We start from the raw sequence: 15,863 nt of genomic DNA, 5'->3' as shown, positions 1-15,863 counted from the left end.
CCATCACGACTGTGCTCGCCTTGGGGTGATTTGCCCTGGTCTGGGCATCGAACTCGCCAGTATCTTCCGTTCACTTCGTTGACACCCTCGCTTGTTGCCTACCTAACATGCATGCATAACAGCCCCCTTTCAGAGACAGGTTCCACTGGGTTGAACAGGCATCATTGGTGGCGCGACGCGGTGATCTACCAGGTCTACGTCCGCAGCTTCCTGGACAGCACCGGAGACGGCATCGGCGATCTGGCCGGCGTCCGGGCCGGACTGCCGTACCTGAAGAAGCTCGGCGTCGACGGGATCTGGCTGAGCCCGTTCTACCCCTCACCGCAGCACGACCACGGCTACGACGTGGCCGACTACCGCGACGTCGACCCGGTCTTCGGCGACCTCGCCGAGTTCGACCTGCTGATGGCGGCCGCCCGGCGGCTCGGCATCAAGGTGCTCCTCGACATCGTCCCCAACCACTGCTCCAGCGAGCACCCGTGGTTCCGTGAGGCCCTGGACAGCGCGCCCGGCAGCCCGGCCCGCGCCCGCTTCCACTTCGCCGCCGGCCGCGGACCCGACGGCAGCGAGCCGCCCAACAACTGGCACGCCATGTTCGGCGGCCCGGCCTGGACCAGGGTCGCCGACGGCCAGTGGTACCTGCACATGTTCACGCCCGAACAGCCCGACTGGAACTGGCGCAACCCCGAGATCCCCGACGAGTTCGACCGCACCCTGCGGTTCTGGCTCGACCGGGGCGTGGACGGCTTCCGCATCGACGTCGCCGCCGGCCTCTACAAGCACCCCGCACTGCCGGACTCCGACGACCCGGAGGCCGACGCCCGCACCCGCGACTCGGTCAACCCGCTCGCCTGGAACCAGCCCGAGGTGCACGAGGTGTGGCGCCGCTGGCGCTCCATATGCGAGGAGTACGCGGACCGCGACGGCCGCGAACGCCTGCTCGTCGGCGAGGTCTCCGTGCCCACCGCCCGCGAACACGCCCTCTACGTCCGCCCCGACGAACTCCACCAGGCCTTCTTCTTCGACCTGCTCGGCGCCCCCTGGGACGCCGACGCCTTCCGCAAGGTCATCTCCGAGGCCATGCAGGACATCGCCGGCACCGGCTCCACCGTCACCTGGGTGCTCAACAACCACGACCAGGTCCGCACCGTCACCCGCTACGGCGAACCCGCCACCGAGGGCAGCGGCCTCGGCGCCGCCCGCGCCCGCGCCGCCGCGCTGCTGATGCTGGCCCTGCCCGGAGCCGCCTACATCTACCAGGGCGAGGAACTGGGCCTGCCCGAGGTCGTCGATCTGCCCGACGACGTCCTCACCGACCCGATCTTCCGGCGCACCGGCAGCCGCGCCCGCATCCGCGACGGCTGCCGGGTGCCGCTGCCCTGGTCCGGGCATGCCTCCCCGTTCGGCTTCACCTCCGGCGCGGAGGGCGCCAAGCCCTGGCTGCCGCAGCCGGAGTACTTCGCCGAGTACGCCACCGACCGCGCCCTCGCCGACACCCGCTCCTTCTGGCACCTGTACCGCGACGGGCTCCAACTGCGCCGCTCCCTGCCCCAGCTGGGCGAGGGCACGCTGCGCTGGCTGGACACCCCGCCCGGGGTCCTCGGCTTCGTCCGCGGCGACGGCCTGGTCTGCGCCGTCAACTTCGGTACGGCCAACGCCCCCGCGCCGGTCTCCGGCACCCCCCTGCTCTCCAGCGGCCCCTGCCCGGCCGGCGTGCTGCCCGGCGCCACGGCCGCCTGGTGGCTCGACGACCAGTGAACCGACCCGTCAACGCCCATTCCCCCGAAGGGACATCAACGATGATGCGACGACGTACCACCCTGCTCACCGGCTGCACCGCCCTCGCGCTCGCCCTCGGCGCCACCGCCTGCGGCGGCGGCCCCGTCTCCGCGGGCGGCGGTGACAAGGCACTCAGCGGCCAGACCGTCACCGTGGCCGGCGTCTGGTCCGGCAGCGAGCAGAAGAACTTCCAGAAGGTCCTGGACGCGTTCACCGAGAAGACCGGCGCCAAGACCCAGTTCGTGTCCACCGGCGACAACGTCTCCACCGTCGTCGGTAGCAAGATCGAGGGCGGCAACGCGCCCGACGTCGTCATGGTCCCGCAGGTCGGCGTGCTGAATCAGTTCGCGAAGAAGGGCTGGCTCAAGCCGCTCTCGCCGACCGCCCGGCAGTCCATCGACGCCGGCTACGCGCCCGTGTGGAAGAAGTACGGCACCGTCGACGGCACCCTGTACGGCCTCTACTTCAAGGCCGCCCACAAGTCGACGGTCTGGTACAGCCCCGAGGCGCTCACCCAGGCCGGGGTCAAGCCCCCGAAGACGTACGACGAACTGCTCAAGGCCGGACACACCGTCTCCGACTCCGGTCTCGCCGCCTTCGCGGTCGCCGGGCAGGACGGCTGGACCCTCACCGACTGGTTCGAGAACGTCTACCTCTCCCAGGCCGGCCCCGAGAAGTACGACGCCCTCGCCGCCCACAAGCTCAAGTGGACCGACCCCACGGTGGTCGACGCGCTCACCACCCTCGGCAAGCTCTTCAAGGACAAGCAGCTCATCGCGGGCGGCCGCAAGCAGGCCCTCAACACCGACTTCCCCGGCTCGGTGGAGAAGGTCTTCGGACCCAAGCCCGAGGCCGGCATGGTCTACGAGGGCGACTTCGTCGCCGGCGTCGCCCACGACCAGTACGGCAGGACCATCGGCAAGGACGCCGACTTCTTCCCCTTCCCCGCGGTCGACGGCGGCACCGCACCGGTCGTCAGCGGCGGTGACGCGGCCGTCGTCCTCAAGGACGCCAAGAACGCCAAGGCCGGCATGAAGCTGCTGGAGTACCTCGCCACCCCCGAGGCGGCGGCCGTGTGGGCGAAGGCGGGCGGCTTCCTGTCCCCGAACAAGAAGCTGAACCTCTCCGCGTACGGCGACGACGTCACCCGCGCCACCGCCAAGTCCCTCGTCGGGGCCGGGGACTCGGTCCGCTTCGACATGTCCGACCAGGCACCCGCGGCCTTCGGCGGCACCAAGGGCACCGGCGAGTGGAAGCTCCTCCAGGACTTCCTGCGCGACCCCTCGGACCCGAAGGGCACCGCTGCGAAGCTGGAGTCCGCCGCGGCGAAGGCCTACCAGGACTGACCATGGCCGCCACCACTGTCGTGAAACAGCAGGCGGCCCCGCGGCCCGCCCCCGGCCCGGCGCCCGCGCGCCGCGGCCGGCGGCGCGCCCGGCTGATCGCCCTGCTCTTCGTCTTCCCCGCGCTGCTCCTGCTCGGCGCGCTCGTCGTCTACCCGGTGCTGTTCTCCGTCGGCCGCAGCTTCTTCGACGCCTCCGGCACCCGGTTCGTCGGCGGCGACAACTACGCCGAGATGTTCCGCGACCCGGCCACTTTGAAGGCCATCCGCAACACCACCATCTGGGTCGTCGTCGCACCCGCCCTGCTCACCGGCCTCGGCCTGATCCTGGCCGTCCTGGTGGAGAAGGTCCGCTGGGCCACCGCCTTCAAACTGCTCCTCTTCATGCCGATGGCGGTGTCCTTCCTCGCCGCCGGCATCATCTTCCGGCTCGCCTACGACGAGGACCCGGACAAGGGCGTGCTGAACGCGGCCGTCGTCTCCGTCCACGACGCCTTCAAGGGCACGTCGACCTATCCGACGGCCCGCGGCCGCACCGGGCTGCTCACCCAGGACCGGGACGGCTCCTACCGTACGACCGCATCGGCGGGCGACTCGGTGACGCTGCCGATGGTCGGCGTGCTGCCCAAGGACCTGCCCGGCGGGGCCCGTCCCGCCGGGCCGGCCCCGGGGAAGACCGGCCCCGACGAGCTGCGCGGTGTCGTCTACCTCGACTTCACCCCGGGCGGGGGAGGGAAGCAGGGCAAGGTCGACCCGAAGGAGAGCGGCCTGCCCGGCATGCAGGTCCAGGCGGTGCGCGACGGAAAGACGGTCGCGAGCACGACGACGGCCGCCGACGGCTCCTTCCGCTTCGCGGGGCTGGCGGCCGGGCCCTACACGGTGAAACTGCCCGAGTCGAACTTCGCCCCGCCCTACCAGGGCGTCTCCTGGCTCGGCCCGGCCCTCGTCACCCCGGCGATCATCGGCGCCTACCTGTGGATCTGGACGGGCTTCGCGATGGTCCTGATCGGCGCCGGCCTGTCCACGCTTCCCCGTGACGCGCTGGAAGCGGCCCGGATGGACGGGGCGAACGAGTGGCAGATCTTCCGCCGGATCACCGTCCCGCTGCTCGCGCCCGTGCTCACCGTGGTCTTCGTGACCCTCGTGATCAACGTGATGAAGGTGTTCGACCTCGTCTACATCATCGCGCCGGGACCGGTGCAGGAGGATGCCACCGTCCTCGCGACCCAGATGTGGCTCGTGTCCTTCGGCGGCGGCAACAACCAGGGCCTCGGCAGCGCTCTCGGCGTGCTGCTCCTGCTGCTGGTGATCCCCGCGATGGTCTTCAACGTCCACCGCTTCCGAAGGAGTCAGCGATGAACGCGATCAGGCGGGGCCTGGCCAACGGCCTGGTGCAGGCGTTCCTGGTGGTGATCGGCCTGGTCTGGCTGACCCCGCTCGCGGGCCTGTTCCTGTCCTCCCTGCGCTCGGCCCAGGACACGGCGAAGGGCGGCTGGTGGACGGCGCTGGCCAGCCCCGGCCAGCTGTCCTTCGACAACTACTCGGCGTTGCTGAAGAACGCGGGCATCACCCAGGCGTTCTGGAACACCGTGCTGATCTCGGTGCCGACGACCACTCTGGTCGTCGTCATCGCGGCCCTCGCCGGATACGCCTTCGCCTGGCTGGACTTCCCGTTCCGGGAGCCGCTCTTCCTGCTGGTGGTGGCCCTGTTGGTGGTGCCGGTCCAGATCGGCCTGCTGCCCGTCGCCAAACTCTTCGGTCAACTGGGCCTGTTCGGAACGATCCCCGGTGTGGTCCTCTTCCATGTGGCGTACGGGCTGCCGTTCGCGGTGTTCCTGCTGCGCAACTACTTCGCGGAGATGCCGAAGGAGATGCTGGAGGCGGCGCGGATGGACGGCGGCAGCGAGTGGCGCATCTTCACCCGGCTCGTGCTGCCCGTGGCGCGCCCGGCGATCGCCTCGCTCGCCATCTTCCAGTTCCTGTGGGTCTGGAACGACATGCTGGTCGCGCTGCTCTTCGCGGACAGTTCGTCCCAGCCGCTGACCGTGCAACTCCAGTCCCAGATCCGGCAGTTCGGCAGCAACATCGACGTCCTCGCGCCGGGCGCCTTCCTGTCCCTGATCGTGCCGGTGGTGGTGTTCTTCGCCTTCCAGCGGCACTTCGTGCAGGGCGTGATGGCGGGGTCGGTGAAATAAGAGGCGGGCGGGAACCGAGGGTTCCCGCCCGCCTCTTCGCCTGCGCGCGCCCTACGGCGACGCGGGCGGATACAGCGACCGAGGCAGCTGCGAAGCCGCAGCCGCGTCCAGCAGCCACAGGGTGCGGGCCCGGCCGTACGCACCCGCCGCCGGGGCCTGGATCTCACCCGCGCCGGACAGGGCGATGGCCGCGGCCTCCGCCTTGTCCTCGCCGGCCGCGAGCAGCCAGACCTCGCGGGCCGACCGGATCGCCGGAAGGGTCAGGGTGATCCGGGTCGGCGGCGGCTTGGGCGCGCCGTGCACGCCGACCACCGTCCGCTCGGTCTCCCGTACGGCCGGCAGTTCCGGGAAGAGCGAGGCCACATGGGTGTCCGGGCCGACGCCCAGCATCAGGACGTCGAAGGTGGGCACCGAGCCGTGATTCTCGGGGCCGGCCGCCTTCGCCAGCTCCGCCGCGTACGCCTCCGCCGCCGCCTCGACGTCCGTGCCGTACGGGCCGTCGGAGGCGGGCATGGCGTGCACGCGCTCCGGGTCCAGCGGTACGGAGTCCAGCAGGGCCTCGCGGGCCTGCGTGACATTGCGCTCGGGGTCGCCCTCGGGGAGGTAACGCTCGTCGCCCCACCACAGGTCCAGCCGCGCCCAGTCGATGGCGTCGCGGGCCGGTGCCGCCGCCAGCGCCGCCAGCAGGCCGTTGCCGTTGCGACCGCCCGTGAGGACCACGGACGCGGCGCCCCGGGAGGCCTGCGCGTCCACGATCTTCGTGATCAGGCGGGCCGCGGCGGCCTGCGCCATCAGCTCCTTGTCGTGGTGGACGACCAGCTGCGGAGTACTCACTTCGCCGCCGCCTTCCTCGCCGGTACCTTCTTGGCCGTCTTCGCGGCCGCCTTCTTCGCGGGCGCCTTGGCGGCCTCCTCGACCGGCTCCGGCTCGGCGACCGGCCCGGCCGCCTCCTCGGAGACCGGCTCGGAAGCCGTCTCGGCAACCGGCTCGGAAGCCGGTTCGGAAGCCTGCTCCGGAACCGTGTTCAGCCGCTCCACGCCGTAGCGCAGCGCCGACGCGTAGGTGTCGTCCGGGTCCAGCCGGCGCAACTCCTCCGCGATCAGCTCGGCGGTGTCCCGCCGCTTGAGCGCCACCGCGCGGGCCGGCTGGCCCTCGATGGCCAGCGTGGCCAGCGAGCCGTCCGCCCGGTCCAGCACGATCGGGCCGCAGCTGGTGTCCATCCGGACGGCCGTGAGTCCCGGACCGGACGACCGGGAGCGCTTCACCGGCACGTCCAGCCGGTCCGCGAGCCACATCGCCAGCAGCTCACAGCTCGGGTTGAACTCCTCGCCCTCCACCTCGACGGCCGACACCTCACAGGTGACCTGGTCCAGGGCCGCCGCCAGCATCGAACGCCACGGCGTGATCCGGGTCCAGGACAGGTCGGTGTCGCCGGGCGTGTAGGCCGCGGCACGGGCCGAAAGCTCCCGCACCGGCTGCTCGGCGGTGTAGCTGTCGGTGACCCGGCGCTGGGCGAGCGCGCCCAGCGGATCCTGCGCCGGATCCAGCGGAGCGTTCACCGGCCACCACACCACCACCGGCGCGTCCGGCAACAGCAGCGGCAGGACCACCGAGTCGGCGTGTTCGAGGACCTCGCCGTACAGCCGCAGCACGACCGTCTCGCCGGTGCCCGCGTCCGCGCCCACCCGCACCTCGGCGTCGAGACGCGAGGACGTGCGGTCACGCGGGGAGCGGGAGACCCGCTTGATGACCACCAGCGTGCGCGAGGGGTGCTCGCGCGAGGCGTCGTTGGCGGCCTTCAGGGCGTCGTAGGCGTTCTCCTCGTCGGTGACGATGACGAGGGTCAGGACCATGCCCACGGCGGGCGTGCCGATCGCGCGGCGGCCCCGGACGAGCGCCTTGTTGATCTCTCCGGCGGTGGTGTCGGTCAGGTCTATCTTCATGGCCGGCGCCAGCTCCGTCCGTCTCGTGCGAGCATCTCGTCCGCCTCCACGGGGCCCCAGGTGCCCGACTTGTACTGCGCGGGCCTGCCGTGCTTGTCCCAGTACTCCTCGATCGGGTCGAGGATCTTCCAGGACAGCTCGACCTCCTCCGTGCGCGGGAAGAGGTTGGCGTCACCGAGGAGCACGTCCAGGATCAGCCGCTCGTACGCCTCCGGGCTGGACTCCGTGAACGACTCGCCGTAGGCGAAGTCCATGGAGACGTCCCGGATCTCCATCGAGGTGCCCGGCACCTTGGAGCCGAAGCGGACCGTGACGCCCTCGTCCGGCTGGACCCGGATGACGATCGCGTTCTGGCCCAGCTCCTCGGTCGCCGTGGTGTCGAACGGGGAGTGCGGGGCCCGCTGGAAGACGACCGCGATCTCCGTCACCCGGCGGCCCAGCCGCTTGCCGGTGCGCAGGTAGAAGGGGACGCCCGCCCAGCGGCGGTTGTCGACCTCCAGCTTGATCGCCGCGTAGGTGTCGGTCTTCGACTGGGCGTCGATGCCCTCTTCCTCGAGGTAACCGATGACCTTCTGGCCGCCCTGCCAGCCGGCCGCGTACTGACCGCGGACGGTGCTGCGGCTCAGGTCCTTCGGCAGCCGGACGGCACCGAGCACCTTCTCCTTCTCCGCGGCCAGCGCGTCCGCGTCGAAGGAGGCGGGCTCCTCCATGGCCGTGAGGGCCATGAGCTGGAGCAGGTGGTTCTGGATGACGTCGCGGGCGGCGCCGATGCCGTCGTAGTAGCCGGCCCGGCCGCCGATGCCGATGTCCTCGGCCATCGTGATCTGCACGTGGTCCACGAAGGACCGGTTCCAGATCGGCTCGAACATCGTGTTGGCGAAGCGCAGCGCCAGGATGTTCTGGACGGTCTCCTTGCCGAGGTAGTGGTCGATCCGGAACACCTGCTCCGGCTCGAAGACCTCGTGCACGACCTTGTTCAGCTCCTCGGCCGACTTCAGGTCGTGGCCGAACGGCTTCTCGATCACCGCGCGCCGCCAGGAGCCGCCGGTCTGGTCGGCCAGACCGTGCTTCTTCAGCTGCTGGATGACCACCGGGAAGGAACTGGGCGGCACCGACAGGTAGAAGGCGAAGTTGCCGCCCGTGCCCTGCGCCTTGTCCAGCTCCTCGATGGTGGCGCGCAGCCGCTCGAAGGCATCGTCGTCGTCGAAGGTGCCCTGGACGAAGCGCATGCCCTGGATGAGCTGCTGCCAGACCTCCTCGCGGAAGGGGGTGCGCGAGTGCTCCTTGACCGCGTCGTGCACGACCTCGGCGAAGTCCTCGTGCTCCCAGTCGCGGCGGGCGAAGCCCACCAGCGAGAAGCCCGGCGGCAGCAGACCCCGGTTGGCGAGGTCGTACACCGCGGGCATCAGCTTCTTGCGGGACAGGTCGCCCGTGACACCGAAGATGACCAGACCCGACGGCCCCGCGATGCGCGGGAGCCGTCGGTCGGCCGGGTCACGAAGCGGGTTCGCTCCGGAACCGGAAACGGGTGACAACTCAGCCCTCCGAAGGGGCGAGGCGCTCGAGCTCCGCCTGGGTGGACTTCAACAGGTCGTTCCAGGACGCCTCGAACTTCTCGACGCCCTCGTCCTCCAGCACCTGCACGACGTCGTCGTACGAGATGCCGAGTTTCTCCAGCGCGTCGAGGTCGGCGCGCGCCTGTTCGTAGGTGCCGGCGACGGTGTCGCCGGTGACCTCGCCGTGGTCGTCGGTGGCCTCCAGCGTGGCCTCCGGCATGGTGTTGACCGTGTTCGGCGCGACCAGCTCGGTGACGTACAGGGTGTCCGGGTACGCCGGGTCCTTCACGCCGGTCGACGCCCACAGCGGACGCTGCTTGTTGGCGCCCGCGTTCTCCAGCGCGTTCCAGCGGTCGGAGGAGAAGACCTCCTCGTACGCCTGGTAGGCCAGGCGCGCGTTGGCGACGGCGGCCTTGCCGCGCAGCGCCTTGGCCTCGTCGGTGCCGATGTCGTTCAGGCGCTTGTCGATCTCGGTGTCCACGCGGGAGACGAAGAAGGACGCGACGGAGTGGATCAGCGACAGGTCCAGACCCCGCTCCTTGGCCTTCTCCAGGCCGGTGAGGTAGGCGTCCATGACCGCGCGGTAGCGCTCCAGCGAGAAGATCAGCGTGACGTTGACGCTGATGCCGAGGCCGATCGTCTCGGCGATCGCCGGCAGACCCGCCTGCGTGGCCGGGATCTTGATCAGGGTGTTGGGGCGGTCGACGAGCCAGGCCAGCTGCTTGGCCTCGGCGACGGTCGCCTTGGTGTTGTGCGCGAGGCGCGGGTCGACCTCGATGGAGACCCGGCCGTCCTGGCCGTTCGTGGCGTCGAAGACCGGGCGCAGGATGTCGGCGGCGTCGCGGACGTCCGCCGTGGTGATCATGCGGATGGCCTCTTCGACGGTGACCTTGCGGGCGGCGAGGTCGGACAGCTGCTGGTCGTAGCCGTCGCCCTGGGAGATCGCCTTCTGGAAGATCGTCGGGTTGGTGGTGACGCCCACGACGTGCTGCTGGTCGATCAGCTCGGCGAGGTTGCCGGACGTGATCCGCTTGCGCGACAGGTCGTCCAGCCAGATCGCGACGCCTTCTTCGGAGAGGCGCTTGAGTGCGTCTGTCATGGAATTACATCTCCTACGTGTCGTATATGAGCGTCAGCGCTGGGCGTCGGCGAGGGATTCCCGCGCCTTCGCGGCCACGTTCTCCGCAGTGAAGCCGAACTCCTTGAAGAGCACCTTGGCATCGGCGGACGCACCGAAGTGCTCCAGGGAAACGATGCGGCCGGCGTCCCCCACGTACTTGTGCCAGGTGAGGCCGACGCCCGCCTCCACGGCGACTCGGGCCTTCACGGACGGCGGCAGCACGGAGTCCCGGTACCCCTGGTCCTGCTGCTCGAACCACTCCACGGACGGCATCGAGACGACCCGCGTCGGGACGCCCTCGGCCTGGAGCTGCTCACGCGCCTCGACCGCCACATGCACCTCGGAACCGGTGGCGATCAGGATCACCTGCGGCTCGCCGCCGTCGGCCTCGAACAGCACGTAGCCACCGCGGGCCGCGTCCTCGTTCGGCTCGTACGCCGGCACGCCCTGGCGGGTGAGCGCGAGGCCGTGCGGCTGGCCCTTGCCGAACTCCTTGGTCCAGCGCTTGAGGATCTCGCGCCAGGCGATGGCCGTCTCGTTGGCGTCCGCCGGGCGCACGATGTTCAGACCCGGGATCGCGCGCAGCGAGGCCAGGTGCTCGACCGGCTGGTGGGTCGGGCCGTCCTCGCCCAGACCGATGGAGTCGTGCGTCCACACGTACGTCACCGGCAGGTGCATCAGGGCCGACAGGCGCACGGCGTTGCGCATGTAGTCGGAGAAGACGAGGAAGGTGCCGCCGTAGACACGGGTGTTGCCGTGCAGGGTGATGCCGTTCAGCTCCGCGCCCATGGAGTGCTCGCGGATGCCGAAGTGGATCGTGCGGCCGTACGGGTTGGCCTCCGGCAGCGGGTTGCCCTCGGGCAGGAACGAGCTGTCCTTGTCGATCGTGGTGTTGTTCGAGCCGGCGAGGTCGGCGGAGCCGCCCCACAGCTCGGGGATGACCGCGCCGAGCGCCTGCAGCACCTTGCCGGACGCGGCACGCGTTGCGATGCCCTTGCCGGGCTCGAAGACCGGGATCTTCTCCTCCCAGCCGGTGGGGAGCTCGCCCTTGCTGATCCGGTCGAACTCGGCGGCCCGCTCGGGGTTGCCGTCCCGCCACACCTGGAGGGTCTTCTCCCACTGGGCCTTCGCCTCGGCACCCCGCTCCAGCGCCTTGCGGGTGTGCGCGATGACCTCGTCGGCGACCTCGAAGCTCTGCTCCGGGTCGAAGCCGAGGACGCGCTTGGTGGCCGCGACCTCCTCCTCGCCCAGCGCCGAGCCGTGCGCGGCCTCGGTGTTCTGCGCGTTCGGGGCCGGCCAGGCGATGATCGAGCGCATCGCGATGAAGGACGGCTTGTCCGTGACCTTCTTCGCCTCCTGGATCGCGGCGAAGATCGCCGCCGGGTCCAGGTCGCCGTTGTCCTGGGCCTCCACGCGCTGCACGTGCCAGCCGTAGGCCTCGTACCGCTTGACGGTGTCCTCGGAGACGGCCGTCTCGGTGTCGCCCTCGATCGAGATGTGGTTGTCGTCCCACAGCAGGATCAGGTTGCCGAGCTTCTGGTGGCCGGCCATCGAGGACGCCTCGGCGGAGATGCCCTCCTGGAGGCAGCCGTCACCGGCGATGCAGTAGACGAAGTGGTCGAAGGGGGACTCGCCGGCCGGCGCCTCCGGGTCGAACAGACCGCGCTCGTAGCGGGCGGCCATCGCCATGCCGACCGCGTTGGCGACACCCTGGCCGAGCGGACCGGTGGTGGTCTCGACGCCCTTGGTGTGCCCGTACTCCGGGTGGCCGGGGGTCTTGGAACCCCACGTCCGGAACGCCTTCAGATCATCCAGCTCCAGGCCGAAACCGGCCAGGTACAGCTGGGTGTAGAGGGTCAGGGACGAGTGGCCGGCGGACAGCACGAAGCGGTCGCGCCCGACCCACTCCGGGTCGGCCGGGTCGTGCCGCATCACCTTCTGGAAGAGGGTGTAGGCGGCCGGAGCCAGGCTCATCGCCGTACCGGGATGGCCGTTGCCGACCTTCTGTACGGCGTCGGCGGCCAGGACGCGGGCGGTGTCCACGGCCCGCTGGTCCAGCTCGGTCCACTCGAGGTCTGTGGTGGTCGGCTTGGTGCTCACCCTGGGTCAGGGCTCCTCTCCACATGATCGGTCGCCGGTCGTCGGGGCACGCGCCCACCCGGCCGCCGGCGTGCTTCTGCCCGCCGGCCGGTGCCGAGCCTACCCCCGTAAGGACGTGCGTTTTTTCGAGTGTTTCCAGACTGCCGGGACTCGGTGCGATCCGCCTCCCGACTGGCCGAGACGGCATTGGGCACATGAATACGGACCCTGTCATCTGAGCGCTCAATCGAGGGGTGGGCCACCTCTTATGGGGCGTGCGCCAACACGACCCCACCCCCGCGACGGCCGGGGTATGGGCAACGTCTAAAGTGGCGTGGTACGCGCGAGCCTTTACCGGATCCTCAGACGGGGGGCTTGCTGGGATGTCTCTGTCAGGGGTGTGCGTGACGGCCGTCGAATCCCGTCCAGCGGGTGTGCTCGGTGGTGCGAGCCAGAGCCCGGTTCACCGGCCGTTCGGGGCCCGTGTCAAGGCGTTCGTGGCGCTGACCAAGCCGCGGATCATCGAGCTGCTGCTCATCACCACGGTTCCGGTGATGTTCCTGGCCCAGCAGGGCGTGCCCGACCTGACGCTGGTCCTGCTGACCTGCGTCGGCGGCTACCTCTCCGCGGGCGGCGCCAACGCGCTGAACATGTACATCGACCGGGACATCGACGCCCTGATGGACCGCACCTCGCAGCGGCCGCTGGTGACCGGCATGGTCAGCCCGCGCGAGTGCCTGGCCTTCGGCATCACCCTGGCGGCCGTCTCGACGCTGCTGTTCGGCCTCACCGTCAACTGGCTGAGCGCCTGGCTGTCACTCGGGGCGCTCCTCTTCTACGTCGTCGTCTACACGATGATCCTCAAGCGGCGCACGTCACAGAACATCGTGTGGGGCGGCATCGCGGGCTGCATGCCGGTGCTGATCGGCTGGTCCTCGGTCACGAACTCGATGTCCTGGGCGCCGGTCATCCTCTTCCTCGTCATGTTCTTCTGGACCCCGCCGCACTACTGGCCGCTGTCCATGAAGGTCAAGGACGACTACGCGCGCGTGGGCGTGCCGATGCTCCCGGTCGTCGCCTCCAACAAGGTCGTCGCCAAGCAGATCGTCATCTACAGCTGGGTGATGGTCGCCGTCTCCCTGCTGCTGACCCCGCTCGGCTACACCGGCTGGTTCTACACGGCCGTCGCCCTCGCGGCCGGCGGCTTCTGGCTCTGGGAGGCGCACGGGCTGCAGAACCGGGCGAAGGCCGAGATCACCGGCGCCAAGCTGAAGGAGATGCGGCTCTTCCACTGGTCGATCACCTATGTGTCGATCCTCTTCGTCGCCGTCGCGGTGGACCCCTTCCTGCGCTAGACCCCCTTTTTCTCCGGTACGGGAGGGGTGGGTGGCCAAGGCCACCCACCCCTCCCGTCGCCGTTTGATCTACCCGTCGGTAGCATCCTGGCCATGGCAGACACGCAGCAGGTTGACGCGCGGGCCGAGCGCAAGGTGTCCCGGCTCGCCCACCAGATCAGCGCCTTCGCGAAGGCGCACGGCGGCGCGGAGGGCCAGGTGGCCCACATCGGCGAACGCGGCGCCCGCATCGTCCTCGTCGGCGAGGACGGCGGCTGGGGCGACCTGGTGGCCCCCAGCAAGGAGATCGCCGAGCAGGCGGTGGCCAGGTCCGGCATCACGGTCCACGAGTCCTTCGACGGTGAGTTCGCGGCGAAGGTGACGACGGGCCCGTACGAGTGGAAGCGGATGGCCGGCATGCAGATCGGCGGATGACCCGGGCGGTGCCGGTGGTTCGCCGACCGCCGGCTGCTCGTGGCCGGTCGCGCCCCGCGGCGGAGCCGCATCCGGATGCAGCCCCGTGCCCTGCGTCGGAGCCGCCTGCACATGCAGCCCCGACGCCCCTTCGGGGCGCTGCCGCCACCTGAGCCCCGATTCACCCGTTAGGACGTGCAAGGCAGCAAGCGCGCCCACGTCCTACGGGGAGCCCGGATGATCGAAACGCCGTCCCTCGTGGACCAGTACTGCCACGGGGTGCTCCGCACGGAGCTGGGACTCGGCACCTTCGAGGCCCAGTTGGCGCGTACCGAGGGGCCGCCCGCCCCCGGCACCACCCTCTTCGACACCCAGACCGGCTTCGCCGTACGGCGCTGGTGTCCGCCCCTGCTCGGCCTGGAACCGCACTGCCCGCCCGCCCGCTATCTGGCCCGGCGCCGGGAACTCGGCGTCTTCGAAGCAGACCGGCGGCTGCTGCGCGGCAGCGGTATCACCACCTACCTGGTCGACACCGGCCTGCCCGGTGACCTCACCGGCCCGGCGGAGCTGGCCACCGCGGGCGCCGCCCAGGCCCGCGAGATCGTCCGGCTGGAGCTGCTCGCGGAGCAGGTCGCCGACACCTCCGGCACCGTCGAGTCCTTCCTGGCCAACCTCGCCGAGTCGGTGCACGGGGCAGCCGCGAGCGCCGTCGCCTTCACCTCCGTCGCGGGCCTCCGACACGGGCTGGCCCTGGCGCCGGAGCCGCCGGGACCGGGGGAGGTGCGCGGAGCGGTGGGCCGCTGGCTGGCCGGACGGCGGGTCGGCGGCGCGCTCACGGACCCCGTGCTGCTGCGGCACCTGCTGTGGATCGCGGTCGCGTCCGGCCTGCCCGTGCAGCTGCACGCGGGCCTCGGCGAGCCCGGCTCCCGCATCGACCGCACGGACCCGGTGCTCCTCACGGACTTCGTCCGCGCCACCGCCGGCCTCGGCACCGACCTGATCCTGCTGCACGGCTATCCCTACCACCGCCACGCAGCGCATCTGGCCGGCGTCTTCCCGCACGTCTACGCCGACTCGGGCGCCGCGCTCGTCCGCACCGGCGCCCGGGCGGCCACGGTCCTCGCCGAGATCCTGGAACTGGCGCCCTTCGGCAAGATCCTTTTCTCCACCGGCGCCCAGGGCCTGCCCGAACTGCACGTCGTCGGCGCCCGCCTCTTCCGCGAGGCCCTGAGCCGTGTCCTCGGCACCTGGGTGGCCGAGGGCGCGTGGTCCCCGGAGGACGCCCAGCGGGTGGCCCGGCTGATCGCGGCGGACAACGCGCGCCGGGTGTACGGGCTCTGCTGAGCCGCCCAGACTGAGTGGATGACGACCACGTCCCTGCTCGACGGATTCCTGCACGCCCTGCTGTCCCTGCGCCCTCGCGCTGTCTGGGCGCACGGCTCACTGGCCGGCGGCGACTACCAGGAGGGCCGCAGTGACCTCGACCTGATCGCCGTCCTGCCCGGCCCGCTGGCCCTGGGGACCGTACGACGGCTGGTGGGGCTGCACCGGAGGCTGCACAGGGAACCCCTCGCGGCGAGGCTGCACTGCAGCTACCTCACCCCGGCCACCCTGCGCGACGTGGACCGCTCGCACCTCACCTGGGCGCACGGACGGGTGACGCGCCGCCCGGTCACCCCCGTGACCCGGCGCGAGCTGCACGCCTTCGGACGCGTGCTGTACGGCGAGGCCCCGGCCGCGCTGCTCCCACCGGTACCGGACCGGCAGCTGGCCGACTTCGTCGTGCGCGACCAGCGCGACTACTGGCGCCCGGCGGTGGACAGGGCGCGGCTGTGGCGGCAGGACGTCTGGGTCGACCTGGGCCTGCTGACCTTCGCCCGGGCCACGGTGACGCTGCGCGACGGCCGCCTGATCTCCAAGCGGGAGGCCCTGACCGAGCTTCCGGCGCTGGGCGCTCCGGCGGAGGTCGTCGAGGACATCACCCGCCGCCGGTACGACACCCCGGCTCCGGCCTCCACCGCCTGGCTCACCCGGCGCGCCGAGCTGACCCGCGCCTATCTGGCGCCGGCGATCGATGCCCTCGTCGCGGATTCCGGGTGAC

General features: G+C 70.8%; 13 protein-coding genes. 8 read left to right on the top strand and 5 right to left on the bottom strand.

The annotated features are described in order from the left end of the window. Positions 1-111: 111 nt before the first annotated feature. The 4 genes from ACZ7DL_RS16075 to ACZ7DL_RS16060 are packed head-to-tail and all read left to right on the top strand — an operon-like array spanning position 112 to position 5,316. Positions 112-1,758, top strand: a complete 1,647-nt coding sequence (locus ACZ7DL_RS16075; protein ID WP_470774777.1) for a glycoside hydrolase family 13 protein — start codon at positions 112-114, stop codon at positions 1,756-1,758. A 41-nt stretch (positions 1,759-1,799) separates the two neighbouring features. Beyond that, complete coding sequence (locus tag ACZ7DL_RS16070; protein ID WP_470774776.1) at positions 1,800-3,125, top strand: ABC transporter substrate-binding protein; 1,326 nt, start codon at positions 1,800-1,802, stop codon at positions 3,123-3,125. A 2-nt stretch (positions 3,126-3,127) separates the two neighbouring features. Next, the gene (locus ACZ7DL_RS16065; RefSeq protein WP_470774775.1) at positions 3,128-4,480 is read left to right on the top strand and encodes an ABC transporter permease; all 1,353 of its coding nucleotides are present in this window, start codon (positions 3,128-3,130) and stop codon (positions 4,478-4,480) included. Then, complete coding sequence (locus ACZ7DL_RS16060; RefSeq protein ID WP_470774774.1) at positions 4,477-5,316, top strand: carbohydrate ABC transporter permease; 840 nt, start codon at positions 4,477-4,479, stop codon at positions 5,314-5,316. The genes ACZ7DL_RS16065 and ACZ7DL_RS16060 overlap by 4 nt, the downstream gene beginning before the upstream one ends. 51 nt (positions 5,317-5,367) lie before the next feature. Here ACZ7DL_RS16060 and pgl read toward each other — a convergent pair whose 3' ends face one another. From pgl to tkt, 5 genes are read right to left on the bottom strand one after another with little or no spacing between them, the layout of a single operon-like run. Then, positions 5,368-6,150 carry a 6-phosphogluconolactonase gene (pgl, locus tag ACZ7DL_RS16055; protein ID WP_470774773.1) on the bottom strand — a complete coding sequence of 261 codons (783 nt, stop codon included), beginning with the start codon at positions 6,148-6,150 and terminating at the stop codon, positions 5,368-5,370. Continuing rightward, positions 6,147-7,259 carry a glucose-6-phosphate dehydrogenase assembly protein OpcA gene (gene opcA / locus ACZ7DL_RS16050; protein WP_470774772.1) on the bottom strand — a complete coding sequence of 371 codons (1,113 nt, stop codon included), beginning with the start codon at positions 7,257-7,259 and terminating at the stop codon, positions 6,147-6,149. The genes pgl and opcA overlap by 4 nt, the downstream gene beginning before the upstream one ends. Then, complete coding sequence (gene zwf / locus ACZ7DL_RS16045) at positions 7,256-8,794, bottom strand: glucose-6-phosphate dehydrogenase (RefSeq protein WP_470774771.1); 1,539 nt, start codon at positions 8,792-8,794, stop codon at positions 7,256-7,258. Before zwf ends, opcA begins: the two co-directional genes overlap by 4 nt. Position 8,795: 1 nt before the next feature. Continuing rightward, entirely contained in the window at positions 8,796-9,914 is a 1,119-nt protein-coding gene (gene tal / locus ACZ7DL_RS16040; protein WP_470774770.1) for a transaldolase, read from the bottom strand. Positions 9,915-9,947: 33 nt separating this feature from the next. Then, a complete protein-coding gene (gene tkt / locus ACZ7DL_RS16035) occupies positions 9,948-12,035 on the bottom strand; it encodes a transketolase (RefSeq protein ID WP_470774769.1) in 2,088 nt (695 codons plus the stop codon). A gap of 362 nt (positions 12,036-12,397) precedes the next feature. Between tkt and ACZ7DL_RS16030 the strand changes: the two genes are divergently transcribed. The 4 genes from ACZ7DL_RS16030 (at position 12,398) to ACZ7DL_RS16015 (ending at position 15,862) form a co-directional block, all read left to right on the top strand. Beyond that, positions 12,398-13,369: a heme o synthase gene (locus tag ACZ7DL_RS16030; RefSeq protein WP_470774768.1), complete on the top strand. Its 972-nt coding sequence runs from the start codon at positions 12,398-12,400 to the stop codon at positions 13,367-13,369. Between the two features lie 93 nt (positions 13,370-13,462). Continuing rightward, positions 13,463-13,783: a hypothetical protein gene (locus tag ACZ7DL_RS16025; RefSeq protein ID WP_470774767.1), complete on the top strand. Its 321-nt coding sequence runs from the start codon at positions 13,463-13,465 to the stop codon at positions 13,781-13,783. Between the two features lie 216 nt (positions 13,784-13,999). After that, complete coding sequence (locus ACZ7DL_RS16020; RefSeq protein WP_470774766.1) at positions 14,000-15,106, top strand: amidohydrolase family protein; 1,107 nt, start codon at positions 14,000-14,002, stop codon at positions 15,104-15,106. A gap of 18 nt (positions 15,107-15,124) precedes the next feature. Next, the gene (locus ACZ7DL_RS16015; RefSeq protein ID WP_470774765.1) at positions 15,125-15,862 is read left to right on the top strand and encodes a nucleotidyltransferase; all 738 of its coding nucleotides are present in this window, start codon (positions 15,125-15,127) and stop codon (positions 15,860-15,862) included. The last annotated feature ends 1 nt before the right edge of the window (position 15,863 follow it).

It is taken from the genome of Streptomyces sp. NPDC036984 (genome assembly GCF_055607665.1).
Note: the sequence above shows the minus strand (reverse complement) of the source record. Positions and strands in the feature narration are given on the sequence as shown.